This window comes from Pseudomonas sp. R2-37-08W, from assembly GCF_003851705.1.
GTDB lineage: Bacteria > Pseudomonadota > Gammaproteobacteria > Pseudomonadales > Pseudomonadaceae > Aquipseudomonas.
In genome coordinates this window covers 4,265,361-4,287,565 of the sequence record NZ_CP027728.1, presented here as the reverse complement: position 1 = coordinate 4,287,565, position 22,205 = coordinate 4,265,361, and the positions used below count along the sequence as shown (strand labels likewise).

Below are 22,205 nucleotides of genomic sequence, written 5' to 3'. Positions count from 1 at the left end.
AGGTGATAGCTTCGCGTTACTCTGCAATCGAGATCAGCGAATGAATCGCTAAGGTCTGGTCTTGTCAGCTACATGCTTGTTTTCCTGCGGTGTCGTTATTGCCGTGGTGCCCGCGCCAGCAGCGCGCGGGTTTCAGGAAGCACGGAAAGTCTATCCATCAGTCTGAGGAGGACGTTTCATGAGCACAGCCTATCAAGAAGACATCAGCACCAACGTTCTGCGCCGCATGAAAGAAGGCGGCTTTGACTTTTCACGTTTTCACCCCATCGAGTTCTACGCGATTTTCCCGGATGAAGAACGGGCGCGCAGGGCTGCGGGTCGATTTCGCGGAGAATCCCTGAACGCCCAGGTCAGCGCCCGCGACGATGGAGCCTGGTACCTGGAGCTGAGCAAAATCATGTCTGCAACGTACGACGGCATAGGAGACTTCGAGCAGGACTTTGAGGCGGTGGTAGAGCCGTTGGGCGGAATTATCGAAGGCTGGGGCGTCAAGCAGGAGGTGCGTGGGTTACCCATGTAGCGTTTATGAGCAACACAGCGTATCGGCTGACCTTTTGGGTCGGCCGATTTTGTTTGGGCTCGGCAAACATGTTCGGAACGTGCACTTTCCTGCACGCAAAAAAAAGCCACCCGAAAGGGTGGCTGAAGGGGAAGATCGAGGAGCCGATCACACGAGCTGGCACGTTACTGGTTGTGCAAAGGGTTTAGCTGTAAGACATGTCCTGTTCAGCTGATGAGCGCGATTATCCGCAGAAGTGCGCGGGCAATGAAATCAACGCTGACTATGCTGTTGATAGTCCAACGCCGCATTGCGATGAGGCGTGTGGCAGGGCTGCTGTCATTTCGCGCACCAGGACGGTGCGAGGGGAATTCGGGGTTTATCCAATCCTTTGATTTGAAAGTGTTTATGCCGCTGGCACGGGCCTTGCGAAGGGTCTGTCGTCCGGGTGACAAGGAGTACGGCATGATCCGCACTTATTACGATGAAATGTACGATGGGGCAGGGCAGGTTCGTCCCCATTACCGCGAGTTCGCCCGTTGGCTGGCCGACACCCCTGCCGAACTGCTGGCCCAGCGTCGACGCGAGGCCGACTTGTTGTTCCACCGTGCCGGGATCACCTTCACGCTGTATGGCGACGAGCAAGGGACTGAGCGCTTGATCCCCTTCGACACCATCCCCCGCAGCATCCCGGCGAGCGAATGGCGCATGGTCGAGCGCGGCTGCACCCAGCGGGTCAAGGCGTTGAACATGTTCCTCGCCGACCTTTACCACGAACAACGCATCATCAAGGCCGGGATCATCCCCGCCGAACAGGTACTGGCCAACGAGCAATACCAGTTGGCAATGCAGGGCCTGGACCTGCACCGTGACCTGTATTCCCACGTTTCCGGGGTAGACCTCGTACGCGATGGCGACGGCACTTACTACGTGCTGGAGGACAACTTGCGTACGCCGAGCGGCGTCAGCTACATGCTTGAAGACCGCAAGATGATGATGCGCCTGTTTCCCGAGCTGTTCGCGGCCCAGCGTATCGCGCCGATTGACCATTACCCCAACCTGTTGCTCGACACCCTGAAGAGTTCCAGCCCCCTGGATAACCCCAGCGTGGTAGTGCTGACCCCTGGGCGTTTCAACAGTGCGTTCTTTGAACATGCCTTCCTCGCCCGGGAAATGGGCGTGGAGTTGGTGGAAGGCGCCGATTTGTTCGTGCGTGATGACCGCGTATTCATGCGCACCACCGACGGGCCCAAAGCGGTGGACGTGATTTACCGGCGTCTTGACGACGCGTTTCTCGACCCGCTGGCTTTCAATCCGGCGTCCATGCTCGGCGTACCGGGCCTGCTTGCCGCCTACCGCTCGGGCAACGTGGTGCTGGCCAATGCCATCGGCACCGGGGTGGCGGATGACAAGTCTGTGTACCCATTCGTTACCGAGATGATCCGTTTTTACCTGGATGAAGAACCGATCCTGCAGAACGTTCCGACGTTTCAATGCCGTAAGCCCGATGAATTGTCCCACGTACTGGCCAACCTGCCCGATTTGGTGGTCAAGGAAACCCAAGGCTCCGGCGGCTACGGCATGCTGGTGGGTCCGGCGTCCACGGCGGCGGAAATCGAAGCCTTCCGCGCACGCATCAAGGCCAAGCCCCACGCCTACATCGCCCAGCCAACCCTGTGTTTGTCCACCTGCCCGACGTTCGTCGAAAACGGCATCGCCCCACGGCATATCGACCTGCGCCCGTTCGTGCTGTCGGGCAAGGAAACCCGCGTGGTACCCGGTGGCCTGACCCGGGTGGCGCTGCGCGAAGGTTCGCTGGTGGTCAACTCGTCCCAGGGCGGCGGCACCAAAGACACCTGGGTGGTCGAGGATTGACACATGTTGAGTAGAACTGCCTCGGATTTGTATTGGATGTCGCGCTACCTGGAACGCGCGGAAAACCTCGCGCGCATGCTCGATGTCAGTTATTCGCTGTCGCTGATGCCTCAGGACGGGCGCGGCGACGGCCTGCACGAATTGGCCATGCCGCTGTTGATCACCGGCACCCTGGAGGACTACCACGAGCGCCACGGTGAACTGCATGCCGAACGCCTGCTGCACTTTTTCGCCCTGGACGCTGCCAACCCGGCCAGCATCTACAGCTGCCTTGGCGCCGCCCGGGCCAGCGCCCATGCAGTACGTGGGCGAATTACCGCCGACATGTGGGAAAACATCAACGCTACCTGGCTGGATATTCGCGATATAGCCCAACAAGGCTTGAGCCGTTACGGCATGAGCCGGTTTTGCGAATGGGTCAAGGAGCGCTCGCACCTGTTCCGCGGCGCCACCTACGGCACCATCATGCGTAACGATGCGTTTCGCTTTATCCGCCTGGGCACCTTCATCGAGCGCGCCGACAACACCCTGCGCCTGCTGGACGCGCGTTACGAAATGGCCGGCGACCAGGCTGAAACGGTCAGCGATGGCACGGCGCACGCCTACTATCAATGGAGTGCGTTGCTGCGGGCATTGTCGTCGTTCGAGGCCTATACCGAGATCTATCGGGATGCGCCGGGCGCCCGGCAAGTCGCCGAACTGTTGCTCCTGCGCGCTGATGTTCCGCGCTCGCTGCGGGCTTGCAGCGAAGAGATCGACCAGATCCTTGCCAGCCTGCCGGGCCTCAACGGTCGCCCGGCCCAGCGCCTGGCTGCCGAGATGGACGCGCGCCTGCGCTTTACCGCCATCGATGAAATCCTCGAGGAAGGCCTGCACGCCTGGCTGACCGACTTTATCCCCTTGGTCCGCCAGTTGGGCGACGCCATCTACAGCTCCTACCTGGAGGCGGCATGAGACTCTCCATCAGCCACGAAACCACCTACCACTACCAAGACCAGGTGCGCGCCAGCATCCAATATCTGCGCCTGACGCCCCACGACAGTGAACGCCAGCGTGTGCTGAGCTGGCAGCTTGATCTGCCGCGCCCCGTACGGGCGCAAGTGGACCCATTCGGCAACATCCTGCATGTGCTGACCCTGGACGAACCTCACGACGCCATCATCATCGGCGCCCGTGGCCAGGTGGATATCGACGAATTGAGTGAGGCTGAACACGAGAGCCAGTCGGCCTTTCCGTTCCTGCGCGGCACGCGCCTGACCGAGCCCGACGAAGCTCTGCGCGGTTTTGCCCAGCAACACTGCCACCAGCGTCGCGACCGCACCGCGCTGATCGACCTGATGCATGCCCTGAACCAATCGATGGTCTACACGCCGGGCGCCACGGACGTCGACACCTGCGCTGCCGAGGCCTTCGCCGGCCGCGCGGGCGTGTGCCAGGACCATACCCATGCGTTCCTGGCCTGTGCGCGCAGCCTGGGGATTCCGGCGCGATACGTCTCAGGGTATCTGTACACCGAAGACAGCACGCACCTGGCCAGCCATGCCTGGGCCGAAGCCTGGCTGGATAACGCCTGGTACAGTTTTGACGTGACCAACCAATTGGCCCGGCCGGAGCGGCACCTGAAACTCGCCGTGGGCCTGGACTACCTGGACGCCTGCCCGGTGCGGGGCATGCGCCGTGGGGGAGGGCATGAGCAGATGCATGCCAAGGTGTTTGTCGCACCGACGCCGGTGGTTTCCGTGCAGCAGCAATAATCTTAACTACAACTCACACCCAGTGTGGGAGGCAGGCTGTGTTGTTTCAGGAGGTTTTGCAATGCGGCATGGCCGTGCGCCGGGCCGACTAACTGTACTCAATCCAAAATGTGGGAGGGGGCTTGCTCCCGATGGCGGTGTGTCAGTTACCGATAAGCTGACTGACACACTGCTATCGGGAGCAAGCCCCCTCCCACTTCTGATCTGCGCGAGCCTCAGGGCTGCTGTTTGCGCCCCGCCATATGCTGCAAATATCCCACCAGCAAATCCAGCTCATTGTCCGGCAACACACTGGCCGAGAACGCCGGCATCTTCGCCTGCGGCCAACGTCGCAGGCTCTGCGGGTCACGAATGTAACGCTTGAGAAAATCACCGCTGAAATACTCGGTGGGGTTGTAGGGGACATTCAAGTCCGGCCCCATCTGCGCATCGCCCGCCCCATTGAGGCGGTGGCAGGCCAGGCAATTCTTCTGGAACACCGCGAAGCCTTGGTTGATCGGATCGTTGGCCGCCAACTGCGGATCAGGCAGCAGCGCCGGAAAACGCTCGGCGACCGTCTGCAGCTGCTTGATGCTGGATATCTGAAACGGCCACTGTTCCGGGCTGATATGCCCGGCCTGCGGATCGGTCCACACCAAGTAGAACGGCCCCGCGCTTGGTTTGCCATCTCCCAGCGCAGGCCACGGATGGGCCGGGTCTTCCACCGCCAGCCAGGCGCGCGCGCCGGTGTTTTCCAACAGTGGCGCGACGGCGAGTTCGGCGGCAAAACCGTCGAGGGCCACTGCTTGCACATGGCTCGCAGGTTTCAGGCCCGGTAGGAGACTCGCCAAGGGCACGGCCCGGTAGGTCATGGTGCGCTTGTAGGAAACGTCATCGACGATCTGCACCATCCGCGCATCCGGGTGCTTGAGTAGCTCCGCCGTCTGCCAAGTCTTGCTGGCGTGGTCCAGTTCGATGGTCAGTTGCGCCGCCGAAGCGGGCAGGGTCAGCAACAGCGCGAGCAAGGCGAGGATCGATTTCAAAGGGCAGGCCGTTTCGAGGTGACGGGAGAACTACGATAGCGCAAATCTGCGCGCAAAAAGACAGCCCCTGCAACAGGACGGCTATACGCAATGCCCCGGCAGGTGCTGCCAAACGCTGTAATCCCTATGCTGTGTGCGCACGGAATAAATAGGTCGAGTCGTCACCCGATAACCTTGGTTAAATTGGGCAAGATCAGAATCAGTGTGGTGGCGAACAAAATAAGTCCCGCCTGACGTACTTTCGAATGTTTGAACATGGCTGACTGCCTTTTGTTGTTATTCCTGAACGTCAAATGCGTACCGGTTGATCCAGTATCGCGACCTGGCGTGAAACTTTTCTTACAACCGCTCCAGCAAAACCCGGCAGCAGCTTCTTACAGATTCAACCTTAGAGCCGTCGTTCTTCGGCGCATAGATCCATTTCATATCAGCTAAGCACTTTATCCGCTTAAAACGGCATGAGGCGTAGTGCCATCTTGGCGCCAACCCCGAGGCTAGACAGCTAAAACGATTAACCCGGGGTTTCTCGTAGTTGCCTACCGTTCGTCCGAGCGAGGGGGTCAAAAGCAATGAGCGCATCCGTCATTGAAACCGTGTCAATCGGGCTTAAGGTAGGGGCCTACACCCACTGTGGTTCGAGGCCATCATGACCCAAGCTTTGATCTTTGATGCGATACGCACGCCCCGAGGCAAAGGCAAGGTTGACGGTGCCCTGTACAGCGTCAAGCCGGTCAACCTGGTCGCCGGTTTGCTCAGGGCGCTGGCGCAACGCAGCGACCTCGACACCCGGCAGGTGGATGACATCGTGCTCGGGTGCGTCACCCCAGTGGGCGACCAGGGCGCCGATATCGCCAAGACCGCCGCACTGGTAGCGGACTGGGACATCAGCGTTGCCGGCGTGCAGGTCAACCGCTTCTGCGCCTCGGGCCTGGAGGCCGTCAACCTCGGGGCGATGAAAGTGCGCTCCGGCTTTGAGGACCTGTTGGTGGTCGGCGGCGTCGAGTCCATGTCCCGCGTGCCAATGGGCAGCGACGGTGGCGCCTGGATACTCGACCCGCAAACCAACCTGCACAGCCACTTCACGCCGCAGGGCATTGGGGCCGACCTGATCGCTACCCTGGAAGGCTTCACTCGCCAGGACGTGGACACCTTTGCCCTACAGTCCCAGCAGAAAGCCGCCAGGGCACGAGCAGACGGATCCTTCAACAAGTCGCTGATCGCGGTGCAGGACCAGAACGGCATTGTGCTGCTCGACCATGACGAATTTATCCGTGGCGACTCCTCCCTCGAAGGCCTCGGCAAGCTCAAGCCGAGTTTCGAAATGATCGGCCAGATGGGCTTCGATGCCACCGCGTTACGGGTCTACAGCCAAGTGGAACGCATCCAGCATGTGCACACACCGGGCAACAGCTCCGGCATTGTCGACGGCGCTGCCTTGATGTTGATTGGCTCCGAGGCCAAAGGGCGCGAGCTCGGCTTGCAGCCGCGCGCGCGGATTGTCGCCACGGCGGTGACCAGCACCGATCCCACCATCATGCTCACCGGTCCTGCACCGGCCACGCGCAAGGCGTTGGCCAAGGCCGGCCTGCGTGTCGAGGACATCGACCTGTTCGAGGTCAATGAGGCGTTCGCTTCGGTCGTGCTCAAATTCATCAAGGACATGGGCATCGACGCCGCCCGGGTCAATGTCAATGGCGGCTCCATCGCTCTGGGCCACCCGTTGGGCGCCACCGGCTGCGCGATCCTCGGCACCTTGCTCGATGAGCTGGAAGTGCGTCAGCAGCGCTACGGCCTGGCCACCCTGTGTGTCGGCGGTGGCATGGGCATCGCCACTATCATCGAACGCCTCTGAGCCTTAGGGATACTGTCATGACCGACGCCATTCGTTACGAAAAAGGCCAGGACCAGATCGTGGTGCTGACCCTCGACATGCCCGGCCAAAGCGCCAACACCATGAACGCCGCGTACCGTGCGGCCATGGCGGCCACCATTGCGCGCCTGGAGGCAGAAAAAGCCGACCTGGCCGGGGTGATCATTACCTCGGCCAAGAACACGTTTTTTGCCGGCGGTGACCTCAATGAGCTGATCCAGGTCGACACTGCCCACGCCAAGCAATTCTATGACGACGTCGGCGTGCTCAAGGCGCAACTGCGCAGCCTGGAAACCCTCGGCAAACCGGTGGTGGCCGCGATCAACGGTGCGGCCCTTGGCGGTGGCTGGGAGATTTGCCTGGCCTGCCATCACCGGATCGCGCTGGACGACAAGTCGGTGCAGCTTGGCCTGCCCGAAGTCACCCTGGGCCTGTTGCCGGGCGGCGGCGGGGTGGTGCGCATGGTGCGCCTGCTGGGCCTGGAAAAAGCCCTGCCGTATCTGCTGGAAGGCAAGAAAGTGCGGCCGGTGCAGGCATTGCAGGCGGGCTTGATCGACGACGTGGCGGCAGACCGCGATGAGCTGCTGGCCAAATCCCGCGCCTGGATTCTCGCCCATCCCGAGGCCCGGCAACCTTGGGACCATAAGGGCTATCAGATTCCCGGGGGCACGCCGTCGAACCCGAAAGTCGCGCAGATGCTCGCCATCGCACCGTCGATTCTGCGCAGCAAGACCCAGGGCTGTTTCCCTGCGCCGGAGAAAATCCTCTGCGCTGCCGTGGAAGGCGCTCAAGTGGATTTCGACACTGCACACTTGATCGAAACCCGCTATTTCACCGAGCTGGTGACCGGGCAGGTGGCGAAAAACATGATCGGCACATTCTGGTTTCAGCTCAATGAAATCAACGCCGGCCGTTCGCGACCACAGGGTTTTGCACCTTTTGTGACGCGCAAGCTCGGTGTGCTCGGCGCCGGCATGATGGGGGCGGGCATTGCGTATGCCAGCGCCTGTGCAGGGATCGACGTGGTGCTCAAGGACGTCACCCTCGCGGCGGCCGAAAAGGGCAAGGCCCATTCAGCCGCGTTGCTCGAAAAGAACGTCAACCGTGGGCAATTGACCGCCGAGCAGCGCGAAGCCACCTTGGCACGGATTCGCCCTACACAGGATGACGCCGACCTGGCCGGCTGTGACCTGGTGATCGAAGCGGTGTTCGAAGACCGCGAACTCAAGGCCAGGGTAGCGTCCGCCGCGCAACGCGTAGTCGGGGCGGACGCCGTGATCGCTTCCAATACCTCGACCTTGCCCATCAGCGGTTTGGCGACTGCGGTGCCGGACCCGGGCAAATTCATCGGCCTGCATTTCTTCAGCCCGGTGGACAAGATGCCCCTGGTGGAGATCATCAAGGGCGCTCACACCAGCGACGAAACCCTGGCGCGGGGTTTTGACTTCGTACTGCAAATCAAGAAAACCCCGATTGTGGTCAACGACAGCCGCGGTTTCTTCACCTCGCGGGTGTTCGCCACGTTCACCAATGAAGGCATCGCCATGCTCGGCGAAGGCGTGGCCGCGCCGATGATCGAGACCGAAGCGCGCAAGGCCGGTATGCCGGTCGGGCCACTGGCGGTGTCGGATGAAGTATCCCTGAGCCTCATGAGCCATATCCGACAGCAAACCGCCAAGGACCTGCAAGCCCAAGGCGAGGTGCCGAAGGCCCACCCGGCGACGGCGCTGATCGATCTGCTGGTCAACGAATACAAGCGCACGGGCAAGGCCGCCGGTGGCGGTTTTTATGACTATCCAGCAGGCGCCCGGAAGCACCTGTGGCCAGAACTCAAGGCGCGGTTCGAACAGCCCGGTAAACAGATTTCGCCCCAGGACGTGCGCGACCGCTTGCTGTTTATTCAAGCCATCGAAACCGTGCGTTGCGTGGAGGAGGGCGTGTTGATGTCCACGGCTGACGCCAATATCGGTTCGATCTTCGGCATTGGCTTTGCCGCCTGGAGTGGCGGCGCGTTGCAGTTCATCAACCAGTACGGCCTGAACGACTTCATCGCCCGGGCGCGCTACCTGGCCGACGCGTATGGCGAGCGGTTTGCGCCGCCGGCGCTGCTGCTGGAGAAAGCCGTACAGGGTGAAACGTTCCGCTGATCAGGTGGTGGAGGGCTTGCTTTGAACAGGTGTTTCAAGGCACGCTCTGGGTGTTCAATATTCCCATCGCCGTGTCAGGTATTTTTTATGTCGCTACGCGTCTGCATCCTGGAAACCGATATCCTGCGTCCAGGCCTGATCGATCAGTACCAAGGTTACGGGCAGATGTTCAAGCGCCTGTTTGCCAAGCAGCCGATTGCCGCAGAGTTTGTGGTTTACAACGTGGTGCAGGGTGAATACCCGCCGGATGACGAAGCCTTTGACGCGTACCTGATCACCGGCAGCAAAGCCGACTCGTTCGGCACCGACCCGTGGATCCAGACCCTCAAGACCTACGTGCTCCAGCGCTACGAGCGCGGCGACAAGTTATTGGGTATCTGCTTCGGCCACCAGTTGCTGGCGTTGCTGCTCGGCGGCAAGACCGAGCGCGCCAGCCAAGGCTGGGGCATGGGCATTCATGACTACACCATCGATGCCAAGGCACCCTGGATGAGCCCGCAAGTGCCGGAACTGACGCTATTGATCAGCCACCAGGACCAGGTCACGACCCTGCCGGAAAATGCCACGGTCATTGCCTCGAGCGAGTTTTGCCCCATCGCGGCGTATCACATCGGTGACCAGGTGCTGTGCTTCCAGGGCCATCCGGAATTTGTTCATGACTATTCCCGCGAACTGCTCGAGATTCTTCAGACAACCCTGGGCGAAAAGGTCTACACCAACGGCGTGGCCAGCCTGGAGCGTGACCACCACGGCGCGACCGTGGCGGAATGGATGATGCGCTTTGTAGCGCACAACGCTAAAGCCAACCCGACCGTTTGAAGCTCGCCCACAGGCTGGTGCAGCCCACCGCAATCAACCCGAGCACTGCAAAATAGCCGTAGTGCCATTGCAGCTCGGGCATGTTCTGGAAATTCATCCCATAAATCCCCGCGACCGCCGTGGGGAACGCGAGGATCGCCGCCCAAGCGGCGAACTTGCGCTGCACCACGCTCTGGCGCGAGGCCTCCAGCAACACGCCGATCTCGATGGTCTGGCTGGCGATATCGCGCAGGGTCGTCAGGTCTTCCATCTGCCGCGTGACGTGGATCTGCACGTCACGGAAATACGGGCGCATGTTCTTGTCGATAAACGGGAAGCTCAACTTCTGCAGTTCCTGGCTGATCTCCACCATCGGCGCCACATAGCGCTTGAGCCGCAACACGTCGCGGCGCAGGCCGTGAAGGTTCTGGATGTCGCGCTCGCTCAGGGAGCTGCACAGCACGTTGCGCTCCAGTTCATCGATCTCGGCGTGGATCGCCTCGCTGACTGGCTGGTAGTTTTCGGTGACGAAATCCAGCAAGGCATAGAGTACGAAATCTTCGCCATGCTCCAGCAACAGCGGACGCGCCTCACAGCGCTGGCGTACAAAACCGTAGGAAGCTGAGTGTCCATTACGGGCGGTGATGATGTAGCCATTGCCGGCGAAGATATGGGTTTCGATAAACTCCAGCTTGCCGTTCTCGCGCACCGGTGAATAGGTGACGATAAACAGCGCGTCGCCGAAGGTTTCCAGCTTCGGGCGGCTGTGCTTTTCCATGGCGTCTTCGATCGCCAGTTCGTGCAGGTTGAACTGGCGTTGCAGGTTGTTCAGCTCCTGGGCACTGGGCTCTTCCAGGCCGATCCACACAAAGTGGCCGGGTTTGGCGGCCCAGGCCGCGCCTTCGTCGAGGGTGATATCAGTGACTTTCTTTCCGGCGCTGTAGACGGCGGCCGCAACGACTCTACCCATGGTGCTGATCACTTCTTATCAAGAGGACAAATGTTGGGCAGCTTAGCCTGAATGGCGTTCCGTAGAGTGATCGTTCCCACGCTCTGCGTGGGAATGCCCCCCGTGACGCTCCGCGTCGCCCTGCGCGCTCCTCAGACCACGCTGCAGGCGTTCAAGCGCTTTGCAGCTCGCGATCCATCTGTGCAATGCACTCATCCATCTGCGCCTGACACGCTTGCATCAACGCCGGAACGTCATCCGCAGTCATTCCGGTAGTAGCAATCGGCGCCAACGAGCGTATGAGCACATCCCCACTGTTCCAGCGATTAAGTCGCATATGCGTGACGTAATGACTGACACAGACCTGCACGATCGGCACACCGGCCGCAATCGCCATATGGAACGCGCCTTTTTTGAACGGCAACAAACCTTTGCCCAGGTTGCGCGTGCCTTCTGGAAACACCCAGATAGACGTGTCTTCGTGTTGCAAGGTGCGGGTAACGGTGAGCATGGCCCGGCGCGCCTTGTGCGCATTGCCGCGGTCGATCAACACATTGCCGGCCAGCCAGAACAACTGGCCGAACAACGGCACCCATTTCAGGCTCTTCTTGGCGATGCATACCGTGCGGTGGGGCACCACGGTGCCGAGCACAAACAGATCGTAGTTGGACTGGTGGTTGGCGATCACCACGCAAGTGCCGGGCTTGTTACGCAGGGAGTCGACATCGGCTTTCACGTTCAGGCGCAGGATCCACATCGCTGGCAGCGCGTAAAGGCGTGCACACAGGCGGCTGTTGTCCGGATTGAACGGCCGGCAGATCCCCAACAGCACGCCCAGTACACCGGCGACTATAAAGTGCAGGCCCATCAACAACATACGTAACAGAAAAAGCATCGACGCGGCTCACCGGGACAAAAGGTGGCGCAGTGTACGGATGTGCACTGTATTCGGCAATTGCGCCAGCAGAGGTAGGAGATAGGCGATGTTTAAGCGCATGTTTCGACGTGCGCCGATAACGCTTGTCTAGAGCGGCCCGGGTTATTTCGGTTTGGATTGTAAGAAAAAGCCCGACTCAAGGTCGGGCTTCGGTACCGCAAGTGTGGGACGTTAAATCAGGTTATGGCCTTGGTCCTGGATGATTGCATCATCCAACGCATCCAGCAGTGCCTTGCGCACTTTCAACTTGGTGTGTTTGTGCGCGTTCATATTGATCTTCTTCAACTGCCGCGCCGCTTCCAGTGCCGCCGCGTGCAACTCTTCCGGCGCTACCACCTTGTCGAGGAAGCCCGCTTGCAGAGCGCCTTGCGGGTCAAACATCTCGGCGTTGATCACCGACCGATGAAACGCCGACTTGCGCAGACGATCCCGCGCCAGCTCGATACCGGCGTGGTGCATGGTCATGCCAATCGCCACTTCATTCAGGCCAATGCTGAACGGGCCTTCCACACCAATCCGGTAATCCGCCGACAGCAGCAGGAACGCACCCTTGGCCACCGCATGCCCAGGGCACGCCACAATCACCGGGAACGGATGCGCCAACAGCCGACGCGCCAGCGTCGAGCCCGACGTGACCAGGCCGATGGCCTCTTTAGGGCCGGCCGTCATCACCTTCAAATCATAACCCGCCGACAGAATCCCCGGCGTGCCCGTGATCACCACCACCGCCCGATCCTTCTCCGCCTGGTCCAGCGCCGCATTGAACGCACTGACCACTGCGGGAGAAATGGCATTTACCTTGCCGTTGCTCAGGGTCAGGGTCGCGATACCGTCTTCGAGGTGGTAGGCAATCAACTCACTCATGACGCGGTTCCTTGTAGGACTTGTTATAGAAGATGCAGCAGACGTTACCCACCACGCCCGCGCGGGTAAAGCGCCGTGACTGACTGCCCAGTCAGGCTTTCGCTCCACACCCGACAGCAGAGCGCCTGGGGCAGGGCACCACAGCCAGCGTAGACCATCCCGAGCCATGCCCGAGATTGGCACAATCACCACCGCGCACAGGCCGTGTTCCGGCATACCCGTCTAACCGCATGAAAATTCTGAAAAAAACCTTTGCCATCAGAAAGGCTTTCGACTACATTAGCGCGCCTCGACAGACTGAACTGGTTTGACGAGATACGGTGAAGTGTCCGAGTGGCTTAAGGAGCACGCCTGGAAAGTGTGTATACAAGAAATTGTATCGAGAGTTCGAATCTCTCCTTCACCGCCATATTCTTAAATCGCAAACCCCTGATTTTCCTAGAGAAAGTCGGGGGTTTGTGGTTTTTGGCACCCGAAAAATGGGCCTATGGGACCGCCATGGGACTGGTGCGCTTTTTGGGTGCGTAAATGGTGGCTGGTTGGCCTGCTACGAGGAGTGAAGTCTAATCTGGTCGGCGGCGCTGATAGGGCCGACGCTTGTCGAGTCCATGGACTCGGGATCTGATTGCTGTGGGTAGACTCCACCTAGATTTATGAGTTATGGAAAATTCACAGGAAGATTCAGCACTCCAAGCTAAGATGAGCTCAATGAAAACGATAACGCTCGTGTCCGGTCGATTAACACCTAAAGCCCTCTCTGTGGGCTTGATAGCGTTTATTTTCCTGGCCTGTGTCATGCTAGTGACCGCAATTGCTTGGCAGTTAAAACAATCGGCGGACGAACGACTGGCAAATGCGAAGATTGCTGCGCATAACATTGTTCGCGCTTCCGAGCAGCAAGCTCAAGACACCATACGTCAGGCTGAAAACATACTCGATAACCTTGTTGAGCGGTTTGAAAACGACGGGCTTGACGCCGAACACATGGCCCGCTTATCCAAAGTGATGGCCAGCAATGTTCAAGCAACCGACGGAATTCAAGGGTTGTTCATATACGACGAACATGGGGACTGGGTAGCGAATTCCTTTTCTTCAAAGCCGGTCGCCAAGAACAATAGTGATCGATCTTATTTTATCTACCACAAGAATCATCCTGGCACGGCCGTCCGTATAGGCGAGGTGATTTTGAGCCGAACCACGGGCGATATGATCATTCCTGTAAGCCGGCGCACCGAGCACAGTGATGGCAGCTTCAGCGGCGTCGTTTTGGCAACGTTGCCAGTTGCATATTTCCAGAGTTTTTTTAACCGGTTGGATGTCGACAAACGGGGAGTAATACTTCTCGCACTCAGTAATGGCGACTTGCTTGCGCGCCGACCAATGATTGACGCGTTAATGACAACTAATATCTCAAAGGGAGACCTGTTTAGTCGGTATTTGATACACAACGACGAGGGCACAGCGACCCTCACCTCTGTCGTGGACGGGGTTGAGCGAGTCTATGCCTACAGCCGTATACAAGGCCTACCCCTGGTCACTGCAGCCGGTTTATCGTTAGATTCAGTATTCGCCACCTGGTGGACGTACGTCTATCAAGCATCGGTTATGGTGGTGCTTATAATTTTTGTGCTGACTAGCCTGGGGTTCCTTTTTTACCGGCAAATTCAACGCGTGTTGGTGGCAGAGGAAGAACTGCGTCTTGCGCATTGCGATTTAGAACATATTGCTAAGACTGATAGCCTTACCGGTTTACCTAACCGTAGGTGCTTCGACTCTACACTCGAAAAAGAATGGTCAAGAGCATGTCGCACTGGGAATAGCGTAGCGCTCATACTTATCGATATTGATTGGTTCAAGCAGTACAACGACTATTATGGTCACGTTGTCGGTGACGAATGCCTGCGGCGAATTGCAGAACTAATAGGTACAAACATAAACCGTCCAGCCGACCTCGCTGCGCGATATGGTGGGGAAGAGTTTGTAATACTGCTTCCAGAAACAGAGCTTTCAGGAGCAGTCAAGATTGCTGAAGAAGTGCGTTCAGCTATAGAGGCCGAAAAAATTGCACATCAGGGGAGTCCGGTTGGCTTTGTCACCATCAGCGCAGGTGTAAGTTCCAACCATCAGCGTGGTGTGAATACAGCGACTGATTTGCTAGCAAAGGCTGATGGTTTTCTTTATGGCGCGAAGAAAAGAGGGCGCAATCGGGTAGAACACCAGTCAGAGGACGTCTTGGAAACATGAGACATTGGGACGAGAGCTTGAGTGCACGCTGATACTTTAATCGACTGTCCATGTTGCGAGAGCGTTGCTCATTGACATAGCTGGCTCCATTCTCTCAAACGTTGAAGCCTCCTAGAAACCCATGCCGGTTCACTGGATTAATTTGATAGCAACAAACCGGAGGCTCCCGTGGATTGCCTGCGGTATGTTGACAATCATGCAATCCACAAGGGAATGGCAATGGTCGATAGGGCATTGGAAACAAGGCTCGCTTGCGAAAACTGGAGTGAGCATCTACATCGCGTAAACGCCAGCGGCTTTACCGTCATCGAGAACCTGCTCGACCCAGACGTCTGCCAGCGTCTTATCGATAGTTACTACGAGCCGGACATCTTCAGGTCGTGTATCAATATGAGCAGGCACGGCTTCGGTTCAGGCCAATATAAATATTTTGCCTACCCGCTGCCGCCGATTATCGCCACATTGAGATCCTGTGTTTACCCGCAGATGGTCCCACTGGCCAACTATTGGAACACTAAACTTGGCCTCGAACCTCCCTATCCCGAACGTCACGAAGACTTTCTAAGCCAGTGCCACGACGCCCGGCAAGAGCGCCCCACACCGCTGCTGCTGCGCTACGGTGCAGGAGACTACAATTGCCTGCACCGCGACCTGTATGGAGACATTCTGTTTCCCGTGCAGATGGCTATCCTCCTGTCTGAGCCCAATGACGACTTTAGCGGCGGCGAATTCGTGCTTACCGAACAGCGGCCAAGAATGCAGTCCAGGGTCAACGTAGTGCCGCTGCGCAGGGGCGATGCAGTGATTTTTGCCGTCAACCGCAGGCCCGTGAAGGGCGCGCGGGGCTTCTACTCCGTATTTACGCGCCACGGCGTGAGCGAGGTCAGAGCGGGGGAGCGGTTTACCCTTGGCGTAATATTCCATGATGCGCAGTGATGGAACGGCCAAGCGTTCGAATTTGAAAGCAAGACTCGGAGTTTTAACGCGGCTCAATAGCGATAGGCTTGTGCAAATTGCGAAGATGGGGGCATTGCCATGGAATGCGTTAAAGACCACACCACCCAGCCCGTGCTGAGGGCCGAGGACGATCCGCGCTGGAATATTCTCGTCAGCCGCCAGGCTGATGCAAACCTCGATTTCGTCTACGGTGTGCTGACCACCGGGGTTTACTGCAAACCCTTCAGTCCGACCAAGCTGCCTCGGCCGGAAAATATCGTGTTTTTTGACACCGCAGCTGAAGCCGAAAGGGCGGGTTTTCGCCCCTCCAAGCGCGACAGCAGCAACTCAGCGGCCGTCGCCCAGAAGCATGCGGCGGCTGTTGCCGAAGCCTGCCGGCTTATCGATGCATCGGACGTGGTTCCCAACCTGGGTGATCTGGCCGAACAGGTGGGCATGAGCAGCTTCCACTTCCATCGAGTCTTCAAGAAACTCACGGGCCTCACGCCTAAAGCCTACAGCGTCGCTTCGTTGCGTTCGCGCGTCAGAGACCAGCTTTCGCTCAGTGGCACCATCACCGACGCTCTTTATGAGGCAGGCTATAACTCCAACAGCCGATTCTATGAGGCGTCGCAAAATATCCTCGGCATGAAACCCACCGAGTACCGCGCAGGGGGGGCCAATGTGGATATTAAATTCGCGCTGGGTGAAAGCGCGCTGGGCTCGATCCTGGTGGCCAGAAGCGCGCGCGGCATTTGCGCGATTTTATTGGGCGATGACCCTAATGTGCTGGTGGAGAGCTTTCAGGACCAGTTCCCCAACGCCAACCTGATTGGCGGCGACGCCGAGTTCGAGGCGCTGGTGGCCACTGTCGTCGGCTTTGTCGAATCGCCGGGCACCGGTTTTGCGCTGCCGTTGGACATCCGTGGCACCGTATTTCAGGAACGGGTTTGGCAGGCGCTGAGGGATATTCCTGCAGGAACGACCGAGACATACGCCCAGGTCGCCGCGCGGATAGGTATGCCCAATGCCACCCGTGCAGTGGCTAACGCATGCGGGGCCAATAAACTCGCGGTGGCGATTCCATGCCATCGCGTGGTGCGCAGTGATGGATCCTTGTCTGGCTACCGTTGGGGAGTGGAGCGTAAGCGCAAGTTGATCGAGCGCGAGAAAAGCATGCACGCTGCACACGTTGTCGGATGACTGCACCGGATGGGGGAGGGTGCGTAATGAGGCGATGGAAAGTCATGGATTCCCACGGCAAGCCTGCCCTCAGTTCCAAGCCGGGTCAGTTTGGCGGGCATAAAGGAAGCAAGATCTACGGGCTCCTGGACTGCCTGGCTGCACTGCGGGCATTGAGCAAAGGCGGGTATGTGAAGGATCGTGTGTTTTTTATCGATGAACAGACCGCACGATTGGCAGGCTATCGCCCCTGCTTTCGATGCATGCCCGCCAGTTATCGTGAGTGGAAGCTGACAATTGAAGGGCACATAAGGGGGCGTGTGATAACGGAAGAATGTGAACCTTAGACTATCGGTGTATCCGCGTTTTCAACTTGGTCAAGCACGCAACTTGGCAGGCCAGTACTGTTAAGTAATAGGACAGCCACGATTACGTAAATACTACTGAGGTTCATGGGCCATCCCCTGAAGTCAGGCCCATGAAACGTCGCTTGCCAGGCTCTGCGCCCGGCAACTTACTTATTGCGCGGTTTTCAACTTGACCACATCACCGGAAATCTTGGTGGTGTAGCCGTTCAGTACCCAGGCCCAGAACCATTTTTCCTGCACTTGGGTGTTGATCATGGCGTCGCCGCCTTTGGCCTTGATGGCTGCATCCTGGGCGCGGACGAAGCGGCTGTTCTGGCCGATCGGGATAATGCCCAGCAGCATAATGCCGGTGGCGCTGGCTTCGCTGTGGCCGAGCACGGTGTATTGGCTGGCGTCGTATTGCTGGGTTTTCATGGCGGTGCCGGTGCAACCTGCCAGGGTGAAACCAAGAACGGCTGCTGCAACTACTTTACTGATGTACTTCACGCGTAACTCCATGGGCTGAATCTCGAGATTCAATTCTCGAGGCGCGACACTTTAATCGCTCAGAGGGCGGATTGAAATCAGCGCGCCAAGGTTTCATTTAATGTGGCAACAGTCAGGCCGCCTCCCACAGTTGCCCGCGTTTGGTCAGAGATGCAGCCAGGCCAGGCTACCCAGCACCACGGCCACACCGCCGGCCGAATACGCCATGCACTTGAGCCATTCCTTGCGCGTGAGCAAGGTGATCGCCGCCAGTGAGATCGCGATCTGAATCGCCGTCATGGCCTGGGCCCAGCGATGATGCTGGTGCAGCGCTTCTTCGGATTTGCGGTCCCATTCCCGTGAGCTGGCTTCAAGCGTTTCGGCCTGTTTGCGCACATCTTCCTTCTGGCTTTTATAGCGCTGGATTTCGTCGTTGTAGTGGGCGGCATCTACGCCGGGAATATGCGCGGCCAGTTCCGCCAGGTTTTGGCGACTGGATTTGGCCTGATAGTAATTCCATTGGTTGGCGGCTTCGGTCTTGATGATAGCGGCGTTGTTTTTGTCCATCGCCGCCTCGCTTTCGCTGGAGCCGGCCTGGTAGCTGAGCATGGCGCCAACGGTGGCCATGATCGCGGTCATCACCGCGATGCGGCTGGCGAAGGTGTCGCCACGGCCGTGGGCATGTTCGGTGGTGTGTTCGAGGTGTTTTTCGTGGGGGCTGGGGACTTCGAAGGCTTCGGACATGGCGGCGTCTATGAAGGAGCAGAGGGAGCTTGATTCTTCACCAATGCGGCTGTCTCAAGCCTGTCGATAACGTCGGATCAAGTGCATGTACAGCACGAGGTCATAGCTCAAGTTGACAGGCGTTTATACCAAATGCCTTGGCAATCTTTTCCCGCGTGGTCCGACGCGGTTTGTTTACCGCTTCTTGCTGGGCGAATGCAGATTGTGAAATGCCCAGTCGCTTGGCGACTTCTTCCTGGGTGAGGTTCAGGTGCTCGCGCCAGGCACGTATAGGCGTAGCTCCATCCACCAAGCGACTGACGACAGCATGAGGAATAAGATTCGGGTCGTTTTGCTGGGCCACATAGTGTTCATAGGGAATCACCACGAAGGCTGGCTTGCCCTCGGTATTGTGGATGATCTGTACGGCAGTAGGTTCGCTCGTCACGTTTCTTGACCTCTTGAATGCTGACCACATGAATGTCCCCGTCCCAGTCGAACACTACGCGGTAATGACCTACCCGAAGCCGATAGCCGTGAGGGTAATTAACCAGCTTCTTGACATTGACTGCGTCGGGCATGCGCTCAAGCGCCGACACCGCATCGCGTACCTGTTGCTGATGATAGGTATGCAGCCGAAGTAGCTGTTTGACGGATTTACGAGTCCAGTGGATCGAATTCATTGGAGGTTAATAAGTCTTTTATAAGGTTTGCAAGGTGTATTTTCGGGCCCTGGTCAAAGGCTGGTCGCTCCCACACACAAACCCTAGACGTGCGCCGCGCGCGCCGGTTGATAAAACTGTTGCCTGGTATGAATACCCGATCCTGGCTTCAGGAAGGTTGCCTGCAAGCAACCAGGGCCGTTATTGTGCTGAATCCTTTTAGTCCTTCCTCCAGGGTTCTGTTGTGATGAACGCACCGCGTACCGCTGTCCCGATCAAGGCTGTGATTTTCGATATGGACGGGTTGTTGCTGGACACCGAAGGCATCTACACCGAAGTTACGCAGATCATCGCCGAACGCTATGGCCGCACCTATGACTGGAGCATCAAGCAGCACATCATTGGGCGCGGTGCCCAGGACTTGGCGGACTATGTGGTCAAGGCGCTGGACTTGCCGATCACGCCGGCTGAGTTTCTAGAGATTCGCGAACCGCTGATGAGCGAGCGTTTCCCCAAGGCCCTGGGCATGCCCGGCGCCGAGGCGTTGGTGCGGCATTTGAAGGCGCATAACATCCCGATTGCGGTGGGCACCAGTTCGTCGCGCAACTCGTTCGGCCACAAGACCACCTTGCACCGCGAGTGGTTTGGCCTGTTCGACACCATCGTGACCGCCGACGACCCGGAAGTCGGTGCCGCCAAGCCTGCGCCGGACATCTTTCTCACTGCCGCGCGCCGCCTGGGTGTGGCGCCGGAAGATTGCCTGGTGTTCGAGGACTCGCCGTTCGGCGTGACGGCGGCGAAAGCGGCGCACATGACCGCCATCGCCGTGCCCGATGAGGCCATGGCCGACAGCAAGTATCAGCATGCCGACCAGATCATCCGCAAACTTGCGGATTTCGACTTGGCTGCTTACGGCCTGCCGCCCATGACTTGATGCAACCCGGAAAAATGTGGGACGGGGCTTGCCCCCGATAGCGGTGAATCAGCCGACTTATCGCTTGCTGACCCACCTCAATCGGGGGCAAGCCCCCTCCCACATGGGTTGTGCCGTGTTGCTAAATCTCAGGCGCTGAAACCGCCGTCGATGGTCAAGCTGGCGCCTGTGATGTACCCGGCTTCCGGCCCGGCAAGGTACGCCACGAAGCTGGCAATTTCCTCCACATGCCCATACCGACCCACCGCCATCAGCCCAATCAAGCTCTCGGCAAAATCACTGTTCGCCGGGTTCATGTCGGTATCCACCGGCCCTGGCTGCACGTTATTGATGGTGATACCCCGTGGCCCCAGGTCGCGCGCCAGGCCTTTGGTCAAACCGACCAACGCCGCCTTGCTCATCGCGTACGGACCACCACCGCCAAACGGCATGCGCTCGGCGTTGGTGCTGCCGATATTGATCACCCGGCCGCCTTCGCCCATGTGCCTGGCGGCCTCCTGAGTGGCGATAAAGACGCTGCGCACGTTGATTGCCAGGGTCTGATCGAAGTCTTCCAGCTTGAACGCTTCCAGCGGCGCGATGGCCAGCACTCCTGCATTGTTCACCAAAATATCCAGGCGCCCGAAGGCGTCGACTGTGACATTGACTGCGTTGCGAATCGCCGTGGCATCGGCGCTGTCGGCCTGAATCGCCAGGGCTTTGCCGCCTGCGCTGATCACGCTGTTCTGCAAGGCTTCAGCCTTGGCGGCCGAGTTGATGTAGGTAAAGGCAACGGCGGCGCCTTGCGCGGCGAGGCGCTTGACGATGGCTGCGCCGATGCCGCGGGAACCGCCTTGAACCAAGGCGACTTTGCCAGTGAGGGTAGATGGGGTCATGTCGATCTCCAAGTAGTTGATGAGCCGAGTATCGACCTCGCCCACCGATACCGGTAGAGCATGATTGATATAGTCTGTGTAAACCAAAAGTTTAGAGTGGGCGATATGGAAAGCTTTGGCAGTATCGAATGCTTTGTGCGCAGCGCCGAAGGCGGTAGCTTCGCGGAGGCTGCGCGGCACCTGAGCCTGACGCCGGCAGCGGTCGGCAAAAGCGTGGCCAAGCTGGAAGCGCGCCTGGGCGTCAGGCTGTTTCAGCGCAGCACCCGCCGCCTGGCCTTGACCGAAGCCGGCAAGCTGTTCCTTGACGAAGTCAGCGGCAGCCTCACCACGATTCAAAACGCCGTGGCCAACCTGGCCAGCGCTGAAGGGCGGCCAGTGGGCACGCTGAAGGTCAGCATGGGCACCGTATTTGGTAATCGGTATGTGGTGCCGTTGCTAGGTGAGTTCATGCGACGCTTCCCGGCTATCAGCCCGGATTGGCATTTCGATAACCGTCAGGTCGACTTGATCGGCCAGGGCTTTGACGCCGCGATTGGCGGCGGCTTTGAACTGCCCCAGGGCGTGGTGGCGCGCAAGTTGACACCGGCGCACCGGGTGCTGGTGGCTTCACCGGCTTACCTGGCGCAACGCCCTGCGGTACGTGCGCCCGAGGATTTGTCGCGCTGCCATGGCATCCTGATCCGCTCACCGCAAACCGGCCGGGTGCGCTCATGGCAACTGACCCATCGCGAGCGCGAGCACAGCCCGCTGGTGCTCAAACCCGCAATGACCATGAGCGATTCTGAAGCCGCCTGCTGCGCCAGCGCCCAAGGGCTGGGCATTGCGTTGGTCAGCATGCCGATGGCTGTGCCGTTCCTTGACAGCGGCGCGGTGGTGCGGGTGTTGCCGGACTGGTATGTGGACGACGGCAATATTTCCATCTACTACGCCGAGCACAAACTGCTGCCGGGCAAGACCCGGGCGTTTGTGGATTTTGTGATCGAGCAGTTTGTTGAGCGACGGTTGGGGCAGCGATTCAGTGCGATCTAACTGCCGTGCAGTGAACAAAATGTGGGAGGGGGCTTGCTCCCGATAGCGGTGGGTCAGCTATAGATAAGCTGG

General features: G+C 58.9%; 20 protein-coding genes, 1 tRNA gene and 1 pseudogene. 13 read left to right on the top strand and 9 right to left on the bottom strand.

Going from position 1 to position 22,205, the window contains the following annotated elements:
* The first annotated feature begins 178 nt into the window (after positions 1 to 178).
* The 4 genes from C4J93_RS19690 to C4J93_RS19675 all read left to right on the top strand — a co-directional run bounded on the left by C4J93_RS19690 (position 179) and on the right by C4J93_RS19675 (position 4,128).
* Complete coding sequence (locus C4J93_RS19690; RefSeq protein WP_057721151.1) at positions 179 to 520, top strand: ribonuclease E inhibitor RraB; 342 nt, start codon at positions 179 to 181, stop codon at positions 518 to 520.
* Positions 521 to 964: 444 nt separating this feature from the next.
* Positions 965 to 2,374 carry a circularly permuted type 2 ATP-grasp protein gene (locus C4J93_RS19685; RefSeq protein WP_124430271.1) on the top strand — a complete coding sequence of 470 codons (1,410 nt, stop codon included), beginning with the start codon at positions 965 to 967 and terminating at the stop codon, positions 2,372 to 2,374.
* A 3-nt stretch (positions 2,375 to 2,377) separates the two neighbouring features.
* Positions 2,378 to 3,328 (top strand): alpha-E domain-containing protein, encoded by a 951-nt coding sequence (locus C4J93_RS19680; protein ID WP_124430270.1) that lies wholly within the window; start codon positions 2,378 to 2,380, stop codon positions 3,326 to 3,328.
* On the top strand, positions 3,325 to 4,128 hold the full coding sequence (locus tag C4J93_RS19675) for a transglutaminase family protein (RefSeq protein ID WP_124430269.1): 804 nt from the start codon (positions 3,325 to 3,327) through the stop codon (positions 4,126 to 4,128). The genes C4J93_RS19680 and C4J93_RS19675 overlap by 4 nt, the downstream gene beginning before the upstream one ends.
* 215 nt (positions 4,129 to 4,343) lie before the next feature.
* Here the strand turns inward: C4J93_RS19675 and C4J93_RS19670 are convergent, their stop codons facing one another.
* Positions 4,344 to 5,150, bottom strand: a complete 807-nt coding sequence (locus C4J93_RS19670) for a cytochrome c (RefSeq protein ID WP_124430268.1) — start codon at positions 5,148 to 5,150, stop codon at positions 4,344 to 4,346.
* A gap of 646 nt (positions 5,151 to 5,796) precedes the next feature.
* On the opposite strand from C4J93_RS19670, the gene C4J93_RS19665 reads away from it, so the two are divergent.
* The 3 genes from C4J93_RS19665 (at position 5,797) to C4J93_RS19655 (ending at position 9,986) form a co-directional block, all read left to right on the top strand.
* On the top strand, positions 5,797 to 7,002 hold the full coding sequence (locus tag C4J93_RS19665; RefSeq protein ID WP_124430267.1) for an acetyl-CoA C-acetyltransferase: 1,206 nt from the start codon (positions 5,797 to 5,799) through the stop codon (positions 7,000 to 7,002).
* A gap of 17 nt (positions 7,003 to 7,019) precedes the next feature.
* The gene (locus tag C4J93_RS19660; RefSeq protein WP_124430266.1) at positions 7,020 to 9,167 is read left to right on the top strand and encodes a 3-hydroxyacyl-CoA dehydrogenase NAD-binding domain-containing protein; all 2,148 of its coding nucleotides are present in this window, start codon (positions 7,020 to 7,022) and stop codon (positions 9,165 to 9,167) included.
* Positions 9,168 to 9,254: 87 nt separating this feature from the next.
* On the top strand, positions 9,255 to 9,986 hold the full coding sequence (locus tag C4J93_RS19655) for an amidotransferase (RefSeq protein ID WP_124371546.1): 732 nt from the start codon (positions 9,255 to 9,257) through the stop codon (positions 9,984 to 9,986).
* Here the strand turns inward: C4J93_RS19655 and C4J93_RS19650 are convergent.
* The 3 genes from C4J93_RS19650 to C4J93_RS19640 form a co-directional block, all read right to left on the bottom strand.
* Positions 9,964 to 10,935, bottom strand: coding sequence for a magnesium and cobalt transport protein CorA (locus C4J93_RS19650; RefSeq protein ID WP_124363969.1), 972 nt, complete (start codon positions 10,933 to 10,935; stop codon positions 9,964 to 9,966). The genes C4J93_RS19655 and C4J93_RS19650 overlap by 23 nt on opposite strands.
* Before the next feature lie 151 nt (positions 10,936 to 11,086).
* Positions 11,087 to 11,809 carry a 1-acyl-sn-glycerol-3-phosphate acyltransferase gene (locus C4J93_RS19645; RefSeq protein WP_124371545.1) on the bottom strand — a complete coding sequence of 241 codons (723 nt, stop codon included), beginning with the start codon at positions 11,807 to 11,809 and terminating at the stop codon, positions 11,087 to 11,089.
* Positions 11,810 to 12,022: 213 nt separating this feature from the next.
* Positions 12,023 to 12,715 carry a crotonase/enoyl-CoA hydratase family protein gene (locus C4J93_RS19640; protein WP_124371544.1) on the bottom strand — a complete coding sequence of 231 codons (693 nt, stop codon included), beginning with the start codon at positions 12,713 to 12,715 and terminating at the stop codon, positions 12,023 to 12,025.
* Between the two features lie 319 nt (positions 12,716 to 13,034).
* Here C4J93_RS19640 and C4J93_RS19635 point away from each other — a divergent pair.
* The 4 genes from C4J93_RS19635 (at position 13,035) to ada (ending at position 17,098) form a co-directional block, all read left to right on the top strand.
* Positions 13,035 to 13,124, top strand: a tRNA-Ser gene (locus C4J93_RS19635).
* Positions 13,125 to 13,375: 251 nt separating this feature from the next.
* The gene (locus C4J93_RS19630) at positions 13,376 to 14,959 is read left to right on the top strand and encodes a GGDEF domain-containing protein (RefSeq protein WP_164485269.1); all 1,584 of its coding nucleotides are present in this window, start codon (positions 13,376 to 13,378) and stop codon (positions 14,957 to 14,959) included.
* A gap of 219 nt (positions 14,960 to 15,178) precedes the next feature.
* The gene (locus tag C4J93_RS19625; RefSeq protein WP_124430909.1) at positions 15,179 to 15,895 is read left to right on the top strand and encodes a 2OG-Fe(II) oxygenase; all 717 of its coding nucleotides are present in this window, start codon (positions 15,179 to 15,181) and stop codon (positions 15,893 to 15,895) included.
* Positions 15,896 to 15,994: 99 nt separating this feature from the next.
* Positions 15,995 to 17,098 (top strand): bifunctional DNA-binding transcriptional regulator/O6-methylguanine-DNA methyltransferase Ada, encoded by a 1,104-nt coding sequence (gene ada / locus C4J93_RS19620; RefSeq protein WP_124430265.1) that lies wholly within the window; start codon positions 15,995 to 15,997, stop codon positions 17,096 to 17,098.
* A gap of 497 nt (positions 17,099 to 17,595) precedes the next feature.
* Here ada and C4J93_RS19610 read toward each other — a convergent pair whose 3' ends face one another.
* The 4 genes and pseudogenes from C4J93_RS19610 to C4J93_RS19595 form a co-directional block, all read right to left on the bottom strand.
* Complete coding sequence (locus C4J93_RS19610; RefSeq protein WP_124367983.1) at positions 17,596 to 17,931, bottom strand: hypothetical protein; 336 nt, start codon at positions 17,929 to 17,931, stop codon at positions 17,596 to 17,598.
* 144 nt (positions 17,932 to 18,075) lie between these two features.
* Positions 18,076 to 18,654 (bottom strand): DUF4337 domain-containing protein, encoded by a 579-nt coding sequence (locus tag C4J93_RS19605; protein WP_124430263.1) that lies wholly within the window; start codon positions 18,652 to 18,654, stop codon positions 18,076 to 18,078.
* A gap of 100 nt (positions 18,655 to 18,754) precedes the next feature.
* The gene (locus C4J93_RS19600) at positions 18,755 to 19,111 is read right to left on the bottom strand and encodes a helix-turn-helix domain-containing protein (RefSeq protein ID WP_164485268.1); all 357 of its coding nucleotides are present in this window, start codon (positions 19,109 to 19,111) and stop codon (positions 18,755 to 18,757) included.
* Positions 19,065 to 19,316: pseudogene (locus tag C4J93_RS19595) on the bottom strand (type II toxin-antitoxin system RelE/ParE family toxin); the annotation flags it as partial. The pseudogene C4J93_RS19595 and the gene C4J93_RS19600, both read right to left, overlap by 47 nt.
* Positions 19,317 to 19,542: 226 nt before the next feature.
* Here C4J93_RS19595 and C4J93_RS19590 point away from each other — a divergent pair.
* Entirely contained in the window at positions 19,543 to 20,229 is a 687-nt protein-coding gene (locus C4J93_RS19590; protein ID WP_124430262.1) for an HAD-IA family hydrolase, read from the top strand.
* A 128-nt stretch (positions 20,230 to 20,357) separates the two neighbouring features.
* On the opposite strand, the gene C4J93_RS19585 is transcribed toward C4J93_RS19590, so the two are convergent.
* Complete coding sequence (locus tag C4J93_RS19585) at positions 20,358 to 21,104, bottom strand: 3-oxoacyl-ACP reductase family protein (protein WP_124430261.1); 747 nt, start codon at positions 21,102 to 21,104, stop codon at positions 20,358 to 20,360.
* 105 nt (positions 21,105 to 21,209) lie between these two features.
* Here C4J93_RS19585 and C4J93_RS19580 point away from each other — a divergent pair, with 105 nt between their 5' ends.
* A complete protein-coding gene (locus C4J93_RS19580; RefSeq protein ID WP_124430260.1) occupies positions 21,210 to 22,133 on the top strand; it encodes a LysR family transcriptional regulator in 924 nt (307 codons plus the stop codon).
* The last annotated feature ends 72 nt before the right edge of the window (positions 22,134 to 22,205 follow it).